At 33.2% G+C, this 16,047-nt stretch carries 16 protein-coding genes and 1 other RNA gene; 6 read left to right on the top strand and 11 right to left on the bottom strand.

Annotated elements, in window-relative coordinates:
* Positions 1–13 precede the first annotated feature (13 nt).
* Positions 14–1,162, top strand: coding sequence for a glycosyltransferase family protein (locus VKY41_RS00910; protein ID WP_500812550.1), 1,149 nt, complete (start codon positions 14–16; stop codon positions 1,160–1,162).
* Here the strand turns inward: VKY41_RS00910 and VKY41_RS00905 are convergent.
* From VKY41_RS00905 to VKY41_RS00895, 3 genes are read right to left on the bottom strand one after another with little or no spacing between them, the layout of a single operon-like run.
* Entirely contained in the window at positions 1,159–2,469 is a 1,311-nt protein-coding gene (locus tag VKY41_RS00905) for an O-antigen translocase (RefSeq protein ID WP_500812549.1), read from the bottom strand. The genes VKY41_RS00910 and VKY41_RS00905 overlap by 4 nt on opposite strands.
* A complete protein-coding gene (locus tag VKY41_RS00900; RefSeq protein WP_500812548.1) occupies positions 2,470–3,570 on the bottom strand; it encodes a DegT/DnrJ/EryC1/StrS family aminotransferase in 1,101 nt (366 codons plus the stop codon).
* Complete coding sequence (locus VKY41_RS00895; protein ID WP_500812547.1) at positions 3,567–4,547, bottom strand: GNAT family N-acetyltransferase; 981 nt, start codon at positions 4,545–4,547, stop codon at positions 3,567–3,569. The genes VKY41_RS00900 and VKY41_RS00895 overlap by 4 nt, the downstream gene beginning before the upstream one ends.
* 278 nt (positions 4,548–4,825) lie before the next feature.
* Between VKY41_RS00895 and VKY41_RS00890 the strand changes: the two genes are divergently transcribed.
* Positions 4,826–6,046: a hypothetical protein gene (locus VKY41_RS00890; protein WP_500812546.1), complete on the top strand. Its 1,221-nt coding sequence runs from the start codon at positions 4,826–4,828 to the stop codon at positions 6,044–6,046.
* On the top strand, positions 6,030–7,190 hold the full coding sequence (locus VKY41_RS00885) for a glycosyltransferase family 2 protein (RefSeq protein ID WP_500812545.1): 1,161 nt from the start codon (positions 6,030–6,032) through the stop codon (positions 7,188–7,190). The genes VKY41_RS00890 and VKY41_RS00885 overlap by 17 nt, the downstream gene beginning before the upstream one ends.
* On the opposite strand, the gene VKY41_RS00880 is transcribed toward VKY41_RS00885, so the two are convergent.
* Together VKY41_RS00880 and typA are read right to left on the bottom strand one after the other, a co-directional pair.
* The gene (locus VKY41_RS00880) at positions 7,187–7,417 is read right to left on the bottom strand and encodes a uroporphyrinogen decarboxylase (protein WP_500812544.1); all 231 of its coding nucleotides are present in this window, start codon (positions 7,415–7,417) and stop codon (positions 7,187–7,189) included. The two genes, VKY41_RS00885 and VKY41_RS00880, sit on opposite strands and share 4 nt — an antisense overlap.
* Positions 7,418–7,498: 81 nt before the next feature.
* Positions 7,499–9,298 (bottom strand): translational GTPase TypA, encoded by a 1,800-nt coding sequence (typA, locus tag VKY41_RS00875; protein WP_500812543.1) that lies wholly within the window; start codon positions 9,296–9,298, stop codon positions 7,499–7,501.
* 193 nt (positions 9,299–9,491) lie between these two features.
* Here typA and VKY41_RS00870 point away from each other — a divergent pair, with 193 nt between their 5' ends.
* The gene (locus tag VKY41_RS00870; protein ID WP_500812542.1) at positions 9,492–9,878 is read left to right on the top strand and encodes a hypothetical protein; all 387 of its coding nucleotides are present in this window, start codon (positions 9,492–9,494) and stop codon (positions 9,876–9,878) included.
* A gap of 33 nt (positions 9,879–9,911) precedes the next feature.
* Positions 9,912–10,730 (top strand): 3-deoxy-8-phosphooctulonate synthase, encoded by an 819-nt coding sequence (gene kdsA, locus VKY41_RS00865; RefSeq protein WP_500812541.1) that lies wholly within the window; start codon positions 9,912–9,914, stop codon positions 10,728–10,730.
* A 218-nt stretch (positions 10,731–10,948) separates the two neighbouring features.
* On the opposite strand, the gene VKY41_RS00860 is transcribed toward kdsA, so the two are convergent.
* On the bottom strand, positions 10,949–12,151 hold the full coding sequence (locus tag VKY41_RS00860; RefSeq protein ID WP_500812580.1) for an NAD(P)-dependent oxidoreductase: 1,203 nt from the start codon (positions 12,149–12,151) through the stop codon (positions 10,949–10,951).
* 271 nt (positions 12,152–12,422) lie between these two features.
* Between VKY41_RS00860 and ssrA the strand changes: the two genes are divergently transcribed.
* Positions 12,423–12,817: a transfer-messenger RNA gene (gene ssrA, locus VKY41_RS00855) on the top strand.
* A gap of 238 nt (positions 12,818–13,055) precedes the next feature.
* On the opposite strand, the gene VKY41_RS00850 is transcribed toward ssrA, so the two are convergent.
* The 5 genes from VKY41_RS00850 to VKY41_RS00830 all read right to left on the bottom strand — a co-directional run bounded on the left by VKY41_RS00850 (position 13,056) and on the right by VKY41_RS00830 (position 15,712).
* Positions 13,056–13,319: a hypothetical protein gene (locus VKY41_RS00850; protein WP_500812540.1), complete on the bottom strand. Its 264-nt coding sequence runs from the start codon at positions 13,317–13,319 to the stop codon at positions 13,056–13,058.
* Positions 13,320–13,762: 443 nt separating this feature from the next.
* A complete protein-coding gene (locus VKY41_RS00845) occupies positions 13,763–14,149 on the bottom strand; it encodes a rhodanese-like domain-containing protein (protein WP_500812539.1) in 387 nt (128 codons plus the stop codon).
* A 33-nt stretch (positions 14,150–14,182) separates the two neighbouring features.
* Entirely contained in the window at positions 14,183–14,497 is a 315-nt protein-coding gene (locus tag VKY41_RS00840; RefSeq protein WP_500812538.1) for a rhodanese-like domain-containing protein, read from the bottom strand.
* Positions 14,498–14,591: 94 nt separating this feature from the next.
* Positions 14,592–15,188 (bottom strand): thioredoxin family protein, encoded by a 597-nt coding sequence (locus tag VKY41_RS00835; RefSeq protein ID WP_500812537.1) that lies wholly within the window; start codon positions 15,186–15,188, stop codon positions 14,592–14,594.
* 5 nt (positions 15,189–15,193) lie between these two features.
* Positions 15,194–15,712, bottom strand: coding sequence for a TlpA disulfide reductase family protein (locus tag VKY41_RS00830; RefSeq protein ID WP_500812536.1), 519 nt, complete (start codon positions 15,710–15,712; stop codon positions 15,194–15,196).
* Positions 15,713–16,047 lie beyond the last annotated feature (335 nt).

The following is a 16,047-nucleotide window of genomic DNA, read 5'->3' as shown; positions in this document are numbered from 1 at the left end:
CTAAACTATTAAAATGAAAATCTTACTTCTTGGTGAATATAGCAGGTTGCATAACTCTTTAAAAGAAGGACTGCAAGCATTGGGACATGAAGTGGTTATTATTGGAACTGGCGATGGTTTTAAAAAGTTTCCAGTTGACATTTATTTAAAAGAAAAATATAGAACGGGAACCTTATCAATTCTAAAAAAAGTCATCTACAAATTGACTAATACCGATTTAACCTCATGTAATATTCACAAGCAGTTCAAGAAACATGAACATAATTTAAAGGGGTTTGATGTGGTTCAATTAATTAACGAAAATAGTTTTTACACCATACCAAGTGTCGAAAAAAAGCTGTTAGAGTTTATTTTCAAAAACAACCAGCATGTTTTTCTTTTATCCTGTGGTGCAGACGTTCCGAGTGTAGAATATGCGTACCAGAAAAAATTTAAATACTCTATTTTAGACCCTTATTTTGAAGGCAAACTTGCAAAAAAAGACTTCTGGCCTGTGTTAAAATATCTGTCCAAGCCTTATCAAAAACTTCATCATTATATTTACAAAAACATCAAGGGAGTAATTGCTTCGGATTTAGATTATCATATTCCCCTAAAAAACCACAACCAATATTTAGGCCTAATTCCCAATCCAATAAACACCAAAAAACTTGTATTTACACCTTTAAATATTTTAGATAAAATCGTGATTTTCCATGGGGTTAACTCAAAAAACTACATTAAAAAAGGAGGAGATTATTTTGATGCGGCTTTAAAAATTATAGCTGAAAAATATCCTAATAAAGTTGAAGTTATTAGAACAGAAGACCTGCCGTATAATATTTATATTGAAAAGTACAATCGCGCCCATATTATCCTAGATCAAGTTTTAGCTTACGACCAAGGCTATAATGCTTTAGAAGCCATGGCTCAAGGAAAAGTTGTTTTTACCGGTGCTGAAAAGGAGTGGTTAGATTACTACAAACTAAGTGAAAACACCATAGCCATAAATGCTTTACCAAATGTTTCTAACCTGGTAAATCAGATGGAATGGCTGATTGAAAATCCTGAAAATATTTTAGAAATTTCAAAAAATGCAAGGGATTTCATCGAGAAAGAACACAACTACATCAACGTAGCTAAAACCTATTTAAATGTTTGGAAAAGCCATTCTAAAACCTAAGATTCCAAGTCGTTTTTCTCTGGAATGATACCAAAAAGCGAAGAGCTAAAAATCAAAAGTATCACCCCATAATATAGGACATAAGTTACAAAATGTGCAATATTCGCCCCTTTCACACCGTACATATCAATAAATAAAATACTAGAAAGGTATAAGGTTATAATCGAAAAAGCTTCCGTAATCATGTAATGCCAAAACATTTTTTTAGCTAGAAACTGATAAGCAATTACTATGGATAAAACCTTTACAAAATCGCCTAAAAGTTGCCATAAAAACAAGTCTTCTACTGGCTTAAATTCACTAGAAAAAACTATGGTAATTATATACGTTCTTAAAAAATAGATAGCCACCAAACCAATTCCAAAAATTGGGATGATGGTTTTATAAAAATTAAAAACCTCATTCCTAAATTCTTTAGCGTTATCAATTTCGGACAATCGAGGTAGAATATAAAGTGTCAATAAGGAACTTACAAACATCAAGTAATAATTAGATATCCGGTTCATCGCTTCCCAAAAACCTGCTTCTTTGAAGCCCACATTATCTATAATATATGACCTAATAGCAATAGCAACCATAGGTAAAACTATTGCAGAAAATAAAGCCATGACAGAAAATGAGCTGAGTTTTTTGATGGTCGAAAATCTAACGCGACTAACCTTTACTAAAGGCATTAAGCTACGCTGATTGATAACTCCAACCAAAGTGATTAGAAAAATTAAGGATTCTGAAAGCACTACCGAAATCAAGGCTCCATCTATCCTGTTATTATAAATTAAAATTAAGGTTACTGCAACCCCTAGAATTTGACCAATGATATTAATGATTATCAAAATTTTAAACTTTGAAAACCCATTCAATATCGAGAAGGTAAATAAATTCAAGGTGTAAAAAGGCAAAGCAATCGCCAGAATCCTAATTACGTAGGCATAATCGTTGTACTCGGGGAAAATAACATTATTGATAGCATCTGCATTGAAATAACACAAAAAAGAAACTACAACAGTTGAAATAAAACCTAAATAAAAGACTGACGATAGGGTTTTACTTAATTCTAGTGTATTGTTTTTAAACTCGGCTACGTATTTAACAATCCCATTGTACAAGCCTAAAGAAGCTATTGATTGTATGGAATATAAAAAGTTTCTTAAATTTCCAATGAGCGCCATCCCTTCTGCACCAATAAAATGAGCGATAGCATTAGACGTTAAAAGGCCTCCAACTATTTTAGTAATTAAAGACACCGAGTTTAAAGAAGCGACTTTAATTAAAACGTTATTATTTATATAGTTTAAAAACCGTTTCAACTAATATGAATTTATCGTATTTATAATATGGCTTACCTCGTCGTTCGACATAACTGGACTCATTGGCAAACTAACAACCGTATTATGAATAGCTTCAGTAATTGGTAAACTTAATTGGTTAAAATTATTTAATGCTTTTTGCTGATGAGGGGGAATTGGATAATGAATTAAAGTTTCAATATCATGCTTTTTCAAGTAGGACACAAATTTATCTCTGTTTTCCACTCTAACAACAAACAGATGGAACACATGATTTTTGGAACCGTTATAGAACGGTAACTGCACTTTTTCTGATAATATTTCCGCCAAATAACGCTTGGCTACTTCTTGACGATTTAAATTATCTGAATCCAACTGCTTTAATTTAATATTCAAAAACATGGCCTGAATCTCATCCAACCGATTATTAAATCCAGTTAACGCGTATTCGTATTTTTTTTCTGCACCATAATTATGCAGCTTTTTAATAGTTTCTGCTAAAACAGAATCGTTGGTAGTTACTGCTCCTCCATCTCCTAAAGCGCCTAAATTTTTACTTGGATAAAAACTAAAAGCAGCTACATCACTCAAGTTTCCAGACTTAATACCAGATTCGGTTTCCGCGCCATGAGCTTGGGCCGCATCTTCTACCACAAGTAAATGATGCTTTTTCGCAAGAAGGCTAATAGCTTCCATATCGGCCAAGTGCCCATATAAATGAACCACTAAAATTGCTTTTACGCTTGGACTTAATTGCTTTTCTATTTCTTTTACAGAAATATTAAAGGTGTTTTCATCAGGCTCAATAAAAATAGGAATCAATCCACTGTTTACAACCGACAAAACTGTGGCGTAAAATGTGTTAGCAGGAACTAAAACGTGATCTCCTGTTTTTAATATACCCAACTCCAAGTAGGCTTTAAATATTAAAGTTAAAGCATCCAATCCATTACTAGTTCCTATGCAATATTTAGTACCACAATAGGAGGAAAAATTGGATTCAAAAGTCTCAACCTCATTTCCAAGGATATAATGAGCAGAATCTAAAAAACTCTTAAATTTCTTTTGAAATTCGGGCTCAAATCTTTTATTGACTTCATGGAGGTCCAAAAACTTTATCATACTAAAATATCATTTAAAAATCGATGGTTTTTTGTGAAAACGCTATAATAATCGTGTGAAATACTACGGGCTCCAAAGGATTCTTTCCAAGCTTGCAAACCAGAATTTATTTGCTGCCCGTTCTTTTCACTGCACACACCAAAATCAAAATAAGGTTTGGCTGCATACACCTCATGAATTAAATGGTGAAATAGAAAGTCTAAACTTCCTAATTCTTGCTTGGTATGATTTGCTGAAATATATTGTGCATGAGCTACTTGTTCTGTTTCAAAAATAGTTGTACCCGCAACAATATCATTTTCTTTATATACATTAAATTGTCTAATCCTTTTAGGGAATTTAGATTTTAAATAAGTTATTTCCTCTAAAGTATGAACGGGTTCTACGCCATGTCTTTCCTTTAAATTGGGTGTTAAAATCTCATTCCAAAATCCTTCAAACGCAGCCTCTTCTTTTATAATTAAATGATTCTTTTGAGCCTTTTTTAAACCTCGTTTTCTATTAGACGAGGTAACTTTGATAGCTTTCGTCGTATCTATAGCTAAGGACAAATCTCTTCTTAAAAGTTCGGCTTTCAACTTAAACAACAAGTAGTCCAACTCATCGCTTGGCCCTGTGTGATACATTCTAGGTGCTGGCTTAATAATTAATTCACCTACCCGCCTATCTTCCAATGTTTTTAATAAACTCTGAAACGCTTTTAAAATTGTTTTAAAACCAATGTTTTTTCCTACTACCAAACCTCCATAAGTAAGTCCTTGATGGGAATAAACAATACGGTTTTTAATGTTTGCAGGAAAAACAGCTACTAGCTTGTCGTCTTTATAAACCAAAAAGGAGTGATCTTGAAATCTATCTTGATGATATTCCATAAAATCACGTTCGTATAAAAAAGTGCCATTTTTAGAACTCTGGATAAATTGATTCCAAATTTCTCGATTTTTATCGGAATACATTACAACGTTAAAGTCACTCATAAGAAAGAATATAAAAATCTAAAATTAAAGCTCTTTTCTTTTAAAAAAAATTAATGTCAGTTTTAATTTAATAAAACAAAACATGCCAAATTGAAGTGACCCTCATATCTAAACAAATATAACTAGCTTGAGTTTTAAATCGAACACCGTATTTTAAGAGGATAATATTTTTAGTTAAATAGATTAGTTATATTTAATCGCTAAAATAAATGTCTTTGAATTTTTTAAAAAAAATAAACAAACAGGCGGGTTTTGCTTCTATTTACATTCTAACGTTCATGATTTTAATTTTTCATGAAGCTATTTATACTCCCGACACGTACAGCTATTTACATGCTTCCATTTACCGATCGCCGGGCTACGTGCTTTTTGTTAAATTATTCCAATTTATATTTCAAGGCTATTTTAATTTCTTTACGGTAGCTTTCCAACTTCTTTTAGGACTTTTTGCAGCTCATTTAGTTCGGACCAAGGTTTCCAAGGTTTTAAAATTACATATACTAAGTGAGTTGATTTTTTTAGGCCTATTAATTTTTCCCTTTTTCGGACCATTATATATTGCTAATAACATTTGTTCTGAAGGTTTAAGTTATCCATTTTACCTTTTATGTATTGCCTTCACCGTAGAATTCCTTGATAACTACAAGCTAAAATCGTTTTGGTTACTACTAGGTTCCTTTGTGCTACTAGCTTTAACTCGTGGTCAATTTATTGTGTTACCAATTATAGTGGCCGTTATTTATATCATTAAAATCAAAAAACTAGCGCTTAAAAAAGACCATCTTAAAAAAATTGTCTTGCTATTGTTAATCCCTTTTGTTATAAGTTTAATGGATAAAACCTACCACAAACTAAAGGACAATCTGTTTGTATCTACACCTTTTACAAACATTTGCTTGTCTGGCGCTGCATTTTATGTTAGTGAAGCATCCGACATGCATTCCTTAACAAATGAAGACGATAAAAACATTTTTGAGGATTGCTATAATTTTTTAGACGAAAACGGGTGGATGCTGTCAAGCAAAGAAAGAGACTCATACAAGGACTATTACAAACATTTTCATGATAATCTTGGAAAAATATGCAACTACACAGTTCATGATAGAGGAACTGAATATTTTTTAAATCGTGGATATAGTATGGCAGAAGCCCATGTTGGAATAGAAAACTCGAGCGGAAACATAGTAAGGGTTTTGATAAAGAATAATTTCGAAAAATGGATAAAACTCTATTACAGCAATTTGATTCATGGTTTTAAATCGGAGTTACTCATGCTTTTTATGGTCCTTGTCTTTATTTTAAGCGGAATAAAATTCTTTATGTCTAACAACAAGTATGTTCTCTATTTATTTTTATTTTCGTCCTTAATACTTTCAAATGCTTTGATTGTTGCCATAGCCTGCCATTCCATTATGAGGTATTTGTTTTATAATTATTCTTTATTTTTCCTAATATTCATCATTCTCTTCAAACTACTCAAGCATGAAAAAAAAGCCTGAATTATCTATCGTTATGCCTTGTTTAAATGAAGCTGAAACCTTAGCGACTTGTATTACTAAGGCACAAAACTTTTTAAACCATAATCAGGTAGAAGGTGAAATTATAATTGCAGATAATGGTAGTACAGATGGTTCGCAAGAGATAGCAAAACACTTAAATGCTAGGGTTGTGCCGGTAAATGAAAAAGGTTATGGAAGCGCTTTAAGAGGTGGGATTGAAGCTGCTTTAGGAAACTATATCATTATGGCAGATGCAGATGACAGCTACAATTTTGAAGCTTTGTTGCCATTTTTAATAGAACTTAGAACCGGGACCGATTTGGTTATGGGAAACCGATTTAAAGGAGGGATTGAAAAAGGAGCGATGCCTTTTTTACACAAATACTTAGGCAATCCTGTTCTTTCCTTTTTAGGCCGTTTGTTCTACAAAATAGATATTGGCGACTTTCATTGTGGCCTTAGAGGTTTCAGTAAGATTGCTTACTATAAAATGGATTTAAAAACCACAGGAATGGAATTTGCCTCAGAGATGATTGTTAAATCAAAACTTAACAATTTAAAAATTGCTGAAGTTCCAACAACACTAAAACCTGATGGAAGAACTAGAGCTCCGCATCTTAACACCTGGAGGGATGGTTGGCGCCATTTAAGATTCTTACTGCTATACAGCCCTCAATGGCTCTTTTTAATACCGGGCATCTGTTTAATACTATTCGGAGCTATTACCTCAGCAGCACTTATTAGTCAGCCAATTGCAATAAACAGCATTCAGCTCGACATTCACACCTTACTTTACACCTCAAGCTCGGTGCTTATTGGTTTTCAATTTCTAGTATTTTATGCGCTTACTAAAATATATGCAGTTGAAAACAACCTCCTCCCTCAAAGCAGCCGTTACCATAGTTTATTTAAATATTTGAATCTGGAAACAGGTTTAATTATTGGAGCGCTCTTCCTAATAGTAGGAATTGTATTGAGTTATTTCGGTTTCAATATATGGAAACAATCAAGTTTTGGAGAACTAAGACCTACAGAAACATTAAGAATAATAATTCCTGCAGTATTCACCATACTTTTAGGTATGCAAATAATTTTCTTTAGCCTATTTTTCAGCATTCTAGGCTTAAAAAACACAAATGATTAGTCTTTCTTTATCAGTAAATAATAAAGATTAATAAAAACAATAGCCCCATTAGAGATAATAATTGGCCAAGAAGTTTGTAGCATAAAACCATAGGTTACAAAAAGTATACAACCAATGGTGTTGACTATTCGAAGCTTCTTAACATCCTTCATCATAAATGATATTAACAAAGCTGCCATGGCTGCATATCCAACCCATTCTGTAAAGGGAATTCCAAAAAAATCCATAATCTAGTAGTTATTTAAGTCGAAAAAAGAGGAATCCGTCTATAGAATTCCTCTTTGTTAATATGTATTATATACGTTTAATTAAACGTTTTTGTTTCTTTTACGCTCTACTTCTGTTAAAAAGATTTTACGAATACGAATGTGATTTGGTGTTACCTCAACATACTCATCTTTCTGTATATATTCTAAGGCTTCTTCTAACGAAAACTTAATAGCCGGAACTATTTTTGCTTTATCATCTGCACCAGAACTACGTACGTTACTTAATTTTTTAGTTTTAGTTACGTTCACAGCCATATCGTCACCACGAGAGTTTTCTCCAATAACTTGACCTTCGTAAATATCTTCTCCTGGATCAACAAAAAACTTACCTCTATCTTGTAATTTATCAATAGAATAAGGAATTGCTTGACCTTTTTCCATAGAAACCAATGATCCATTCTGACGTTCTGGAATACCTCCTTTTAATGGTTGATACTCTTTAAATCTATGAGCCATAATAGCTTCTCCAGCAGTAGCTGTCAATAATTGATTACGTAAACCGATAATACCTCTAGAAGGAACAATAAACTTACATACCATTCTATCTCCTCTCGATTCCATGCTAAGCATTTCACCTTTACGTAGAGTAACCATTTCAATAGCTTTTCCTGAAACTTCTTCCGGTAAATCAATAGTCATTTCCTCAACTGGCTCACATTTTACTCCGTCGATTTCTCTAATAATAACTTGTGGCTGTCCAATTTGAAGTTCGTAACCTTCACGACGCATGGTTTCAATTAAAACCGATAAGTGTAATACACCACGGCCATAAACCATAAACTTATCTGCACTATCCGTTTCATGAACACGTAATGCTAGATTTTTTTCTAACTCTTTTGTTAAACGGTCTTTTATATGTCTAGAGGTTACAAACTTTCCGTCTTTTCCAAAGAAAGGCGAATCGTTAATAGTAAACAACATACTCATCGTTGGCTCATCAATAGCGATGGTTTTTAATCCTTCTGGATTTTCATAATCGGCAACAGTGTCCCCAATTTCAAAACCTTCTAGTCCAACAATAGCACAAATATCTCCTGGTTGAACTTCCTCTACTTTTCTACGACCTACACCTTCGAATACGTGTAGTTCTTTAATTTTATTCTTTACAACGCTTCCATTTCTTTTTACTAAAGAAATGTTTTGTCCTACTTTAAGCTCTCCACGGGTTAAACGCCCAATGGCAATTCGTCCTGTAAATGAAGAGAAATCTAAAGAAGTAATTAACATTTGAGTGTTTCCTTCAGGAATTGTTGGTGAAGGAATATGCTCTATAACCATATCTAATAATGGTTCAATATTTTCAGTTTTTTTCTTCCAATCTGTACTCATCCAGTTATTCTTAGCAGAACCATAAACAGCTGGAAAATCTAATTGCCATTCTTCCGCTCCTAATTCAAACATTAAGTCGAATACCTTCTCATGTACTTCATCTGGAGTACAGTTTTCTTTATCTACTTTATTTATAACCACGCATGGTTTTAATCCTAAATCAATAGCTTTTTGTAATACAAATCGTGTTTGTGGCATTGGACCCTCGAAAGCATCCACTATCAGCAGAACACCATCCGCCATGTTTAGTACACGCTCTACCTCTCCACCAAAATCGGCGTGACCAGGAGTGTCTATAACGTTAATCTTTGTTCCTTTGTAATTTACTGAAACGTTTTTTGAAGTAATGGTAATACCTCTTTCTCTCTCTAGATCATTATTATCTAGAATTAAATCCCCTGTATTTTCGTTTTCACGAAATAATTGACAGTGGTACATAATTTTATCTACCATAGTTGTTTTACCATGATCGACGTGGGCAATAATTGCAATGTTTTTAATGTTAGCCATATAGGTGCTGTATTTTAAGCGTGCAAAGTTACGCTATATTTTTTTAGCACAGCTATTTTATTCCTATTAATAGTTAATTATATGTTATTATTCCGTAAGCACTAAACTCTTGTTCGTACCTTTATTTTTAAATTTATTAAAAACAAACAGCCCCAACTACCAAATTTAAATAGAGTTAAACAAGTACTTTATTATGGAAAAGACAACCTTGTATAGCATAAAAAACCTTATAATTAAATATACCAAATTCATTCCCTATTTGTATTTTATTATTGCTGTAGCTTACTGGTTTACTAACGTGAATAAAATAGAAGGAATTACAGCCTACCCTATTTTACTGTTTGCCACACCTTTTGTTTGGCAATTAATAAAACCTAGCAAACAACTTAATTTTACACTTGGAATTATTTTTGTCTGCCTCTCTTCTTACATGATTTTAGCATACCTAATAGATGCTCTTAATATTATAATCTTCCCAGAAACAGTAAGAAACGTGATTGCTTTAAGTGGCTCTTTCGTTTTTGCAAACTTTTTAATGTCGCTTTGGATGATAAGAAATAGTATGAAAAAAGCATTCTAAATATGTATCTTTGCCGTATAAATTCTAGTAGTTATGACTCTTAATAATATTCCTAAAATAAAATTTACCAATTCAAATAATTTTTTCCTCCTTGCTGGCCCGTGTGCAATTGAAGGTGAAGATATGGCTTTACGCATAGCTGAAAAAATTATCACCATTACAGACAAACTCCATATTCCTTTTATTTTTAAAGGAAGTTTCAAAAAAGCGAACAGAAGTAGAATTGATAGTTTTACAGGTATTGGAGATGAAAAAGCACTTAGAATTCTTCAAAAAGTATCCAACACATTCAATGTACCAACAGTAACAGATATCCATCAGGTTTCTGATGCCGAAATGGCAGCCGAATATGTGGATGTTCTGCAAATTCCTGCATTTTTAGTACGCCAAACAGACCTGGTTGTTGCAGCAGCACAAACAGGAAAAGTGGTAAATCTGAAAAAAGGACAGTTTATGAGTCCTGAAGCCATGAAACATGCCGTACAAAAGGTGTTAGACTCCGGAAATGACAAAGTTTGGATTACTGACAGAGGAACCATGTTTGGCTACCAGGATATGATTGTAGACTTCCGCGGCATACCAACCATGCGTCAATACGCGCCTACCATTTTGGACGTGACACACTCATTACAGCAACCAAACCAAAGCGTGGGAGTAACAGGAGGAAGACCGGATATGATTGAAACCATAGCCAGAGCTGGGATTGTAAACAACATTGATGGTTTATTTATTGAAACGCATTTCGACCCGGCTAATGCTAAAAGCGATGGAGCTAACATGTTACATTTAGATAATTTGGAGAAACTATTAACTAATTTAGTAGCGATTAGAAAAGTGGTGAACACCCTATAATTTTTAATTTACCAAAGAATTTAGATGTTACACCTCATTTAAGGCTGGAAACAAATTCTATTTTTTTGGCGTGATGTTACTTCAACCGCCTCAAGCTCCAAGGTCTTTTTTGAAGTTTTGCTAAAACTATTTTTTTAAGCAACAGAAACGATACAAAATAAATAAGCCAGAAAGTTAACTCGTAACTTTCTGGCTTATTTTATTAAAAGGCTCCGGATTTATTTACCATCGACATAATCTTGTAAATACGAAAATCTATCGGTAAGCTTCCCGTTGCTTGTAACTCTGGCTCGTTTTAAAATACCGCGTTCATCGCCATTAAAAAAGGCTGGAATCACATGTTCTAAAAACATTTCACCAAAACCTTCACTAGCATCTTTAGGTAATTCACAAGGTAAATTATCCACAGCCATAACGGTTATCGCACCCTTAGCTGTATAAGCCACTTCTCTTTCAGTTTGAGCATCATACCCATAAAATGGATCCGCAATCGTAGAAGGTCTTATAGTAGAAGCCACAGGTCCATCTATATCGCAACTAATATCAGCTACCAAATTAATTTTGAAATCGGGATGTTTAGCATCTTCTCTGGTATATAAGTAAGGTGCGCCATTGCCATAAAAATGTCCTGCTATAAAAAAGTCGGTTTCTTTGGCATAAGGCATAAAATTGCTTTCATAGCCCGTAGGATCTTTATAAAACTCATTTTTGGTTCCTACCTTACCGTCCATACGTTTGTTATATTCCATAACATTCATCATGCAATAAACCGGTTCTGTAAATTTTGAAGTTAAATACAAGGCGTCACTAACTTCTTTGATTTTTAAATGATCCAATATTTCTTTAGCACCCAAAGCAACTTTCCCCGTACCTGTTAAAGCAATTTTTATATTGGGCAGTGTAATTTTGTCTAACTCTGCCTTCACTTCATTTAAATCTGTCAAAGTTTCCACTTTAGGCAACTCGAACAAGCCATCTCTTAAACCTAAAGCTCTAAACCCATTGTAAGCACCAACCAAACCAGCATAGCGACCAAAACCTATTAATCGTGCGCCACTTTTCTTTACAATAGTTTCATGATCATACAAGTCGATGTTTTTTTCAAGCATAGCTTGAAGTAATTTTCTATTATAAGGTTGTTTTTTTATAGTATGCGAAAAATAAAAATACTTTTTATTAGGCACTAAATTTTCAATTGGAACCTCTTTTACCCCTAGAAACACATCACAATCGCTAACATCATCAGTTACTTCAAACCCTAAGGCTTTGTACTCTGAATCAGGAAAAACACGAATATCACTAGATTCCACCTTAAAGGTAGCCTCAGGAAATCGACTTCTTACTTCTGCAAGTTTTTTAGGTGAAAAAACCACCCGTCTATCCGGCGGGCTTTTACGTTCTTTTATTAAAGCAAATTTAATGTTCATAGCAAAAAGGTGTTACTTAAAAATTAATTCGTTACTATATATCTTCCCTTTGGAAATTGTCTAGAAATGACAATAGGGTTTTTGGTATAGAATTTGCACGAAAATACATGGATTTATGAAGTTGCACAACTTTTTTTTGTAACTTCGCATTCCTTTTGAAAAAGTTCTTTGCAGAATGAAAATTTTATGGAAGAAATTCTTTAAAAAATAGTTGTCAGAAAAGAATTGATGAAAAAAGGAAATGTAATATTTACTACAACAACTTGGGGTCGACTGGTTTTGACAGCGAGATTAATTAGATAGTAAGCACGTCGTGTAATGACTTTGAAACACGTAAAAGGCTAGGTCAAACTTTTAAACGGCGAGAATAACTACGCTTTAGCTGCTTAATCCGAATTATAGTAGGATGGGCCTAGGTACACAAGGTGTACAAGCTAAATGTCTCCTGAAAGCCTTGATTAACGGCGTTCGATTAGAGGCATCGTAAATGTTAATATAGAAAGTAAAACGCTTCGGTTTGCTTTTGAAACTAAAGAAGATAAGTTGTAAGTAGGTTGTCTTTAACCAGCTTGCAATCGAAAAACCAAGAAAAGAATAAACGTGTAGAAAGCTTTTTGGTTACTTGTTTGGACGAGAGTTCGATTCTCTCCGACTCCACTTTTACCCTTGTATGCGCCAGTATACAAGGGTTTATTTTTTTAGGTGACAAACCAACACTTGTGAACTTAATTTGAAATCAAAACCTTTAGGACACGTCTTTTACACTTCGTACGACTTAAAAATAAAAAATACCCTCAGAGGGAAATCGCATACAATTAAAACCTCCTTAAAGGCAAAAAAACTTCTATGACCCATTGGGCCATAGAAGCTTTTTTAAACTTAGAATTTATAGTAAGGCTTAATTCGCCTGCATTTGTTTTGAATTTTGCAGCCTTTTTAGCTCTTGTTTTATCTCATTACTTCGCTCCATAAATCTTGCGAACTTTTGACGTCTTTTTTCAGACTTCTCCTTCATACGTGCCTGAAAAGCCATTTCTAGATGACGCTTTTTCTCCCAAAGGTCTTTTCGTTTTTTGTCCTCCAAAGTTACAGTACGATAAGAATACCAATAAATGATAAGGAACATAAGTCCTACAATAGATACTATTAGATAACCGTTCATAATGTTATTAAGTTTTAAATTAATAAATAATAATACATACGATTTTGTGAATTAGAATCTGGGGCATCATTCTTAAAATACGTAATTACCTAAACATACAAATAATTAACCATGACCCACAATATAATAGACTAACTATCAATATCTTAGACGAACGTCATTTTTTCGGGTATTTTTATGATAAAACAGACTAGAAACCTCCTCTAACCTAAAAATGGTGAGCCTATTAGAAGATGCTTATCACCTACTCCAATCTGTAAAAAAACAAAAAAAAAGCTAGCTCTTCCTTATCAACACAAAAGAGTGGATAATTATTATTCAATCACTAGGCAGGCCATAAATCTGAATAGGAAAAATTAGAGCAAAAAAAAGAGCCAAATAAGATGGCTCTTTAATACGTATCAATAAAGTGTTTATACGCCTTATATAATCCTGGCAAATGCCTAATGGTCTAATTCGAAACCTTCGTGCTCCCATTGGGTGATTCCTCCTTTAAGATCGTACACTTGAACAAACCCCGCTTCTAAAAGCTTCTCTGAACAAGCCGCACTTCTTCCACCCGATTTACAATATAGAATAACAGGTTTTGATTTATCAAGCTTTAAAATGTCCTCTTCAAAAGTATCAGAATAAAAGTTTATATTTTGAGCGCCTTTAACATGACCATTCTTAAACTCTTCAGGGGTTCTTACATCAACCAATTGCACTTCTTCCAAATCTAAAATGGCCTGCATCTCTTCGGCCGTAACAACATTGATTTGCCCATTTTTAGTATCATTACAACTAAAAATAGTGATTAAAAACAAGGAGCATAATAAGAAATGTTTCATAGTAGATTGTTTTTATAATTTTAAAACTTAACTTTAGTTACAAGTGGTTTCACCTTCCCACTCGCTAAACCCACCTAATAAATTATAGGTGTTTTCAAAACCCAACTGATTCATAATAGCACAAGCTTGAGCACTTCTACCACCAGAACGGCAATACACATAGTAGTTTTTACTTTTATCTAAGCTTTCTACTTGGTCTATAAATTCTTGACCAAGATAAATATCAATGCAGATGGCCTTTGGAATAATTCCTTCCTCAACCTCTTCCTCGGTTCTAACATCTAATATTTGTGCGTTTGGATCGTTAGATAACTGCTCTAACCATTTATCTTGTATTAAATCTGCCATAAATCTTGAATTATTTTGTGCAAAAATACCAATTCTAAATTAAATAGACGCAATAATCACCTCTAGAAATACACGTCTAAAAAACCCCACAACATTAAATTTTTATAGTACAACCTATAGCTCTAGTATGGGCTTCTTTTATAGGTTTCCCCGCTAATAAGGCATCAACAGCGTGTTCAACATATTTCTGGTTTACAGAGTCTGGATGTTGATAATTATCGTCAATGGCACCAATGTATTTTACCTGGTTCCCTTTATTGGTTTTTTCCAAAACATATACATGAGGAGTTCTTGAAGCGCCATATTGCGGATATACCTCTTGATTTTTATCCATTAAATAAGGAAAGCTAAATCCCTTTGCTTTCGCTCTAGCTTGCATGGCTTCCATACTATCTCCTGGACTGGTCTCCGGATTGTTTGGCATAATAGCGATTACCGGATACCCCTTAGATTCATACTTTTTATTTAAAGCATTAATCCGGTCTTCATATGCTACAGAAAAAGGACAGGTATTACAGGTAAATATGATTATAAACCCTTTTGCCTGAACATAATCTGACAACGAAACCATCTTTCCGTCAATGTTTTCTAACTTAAAATCTGTTGCAATATCCCCAACTTTATAGCCGCTTTGAGCCATGCCAACTGTTGATATTAATAAAGCAATAACAAGTGTTTTTAATTTATACATAACGTTTATTTTAAAAATTGATTTATTTCGTATTCTAACTCTTTGTATGTAAATGGTTTTTCAAAAAATTTACGAGTTTGATTATTAAAAATTAAAGTTGCTGGAATAGCACCAGACCAGCTTTCATCGACCTTTGGAATCCACGAATTAGAGTCCATATCGTTTAAAACGACAACTTTAGATTTTATATTGTTTGCTGTAATAAATGGTTTTAATTTGGTCTCGTAAACATGAGGGAAATCTAAACTCACCAAAATAACCTCCACATTTTTATCAGAATAATTTTTATTCAAATCTTCAAAATAAGGCAACTCTTTAATGCAAGGTGCGCACCAGGTAGCCCAAAAATTCACGACATATGTTTTCTCTGTTGTTGTAGTTAAATATTTTTCTAATCCACTAAAATCTACTATTTCCAATTCAATGACCTCATCGTTTGTATTGGAAGTAAAAGTAGCTTCAACCTTGGTTTCATTTTTACACGAAAGCATTAAAAAAACCAATAAAATCAATAAGTATCTCATGCTATAAAATTAAGTCTCAGTTTAAATTAAAATCTGTTTTTCACAAAAAACGAAACGGATTTACACAAAAATAGGAAAATTTATAAGGTTCGCGTCAACTACTTCATTTTAAATAAATCAGTACTGAATTACAAGGTGTTAATATTAAAACTAAAATTATAAAAATTATTTTTACGAAAATTAGTTGGCTAAATTAATTTTCATTTCTATCTTTGACTCATTAAATCCTTATTAAGGAGATTATTTATGAAAACAATTTTAAACAATACTTGGTGGTGGAACTCTCGAAACTCAAACTTCGTGAAGTAACCATATTGTATATTTAAAACTCAACA

The sequence above is a fragment of the Xanthomarina sp. genome, from assembly GCF_035306605.1.
Taxonomy (GTDB): Bacteria; Bacteroidota; Bacteroidia; order Flavobacteriales; family Flavobacteriaceae; genus Xanthomarina.
Note: the sequence above shows the minus strand (reverse complement) of the source record. Positions and strands in the feature narration are given on the sequence as shown.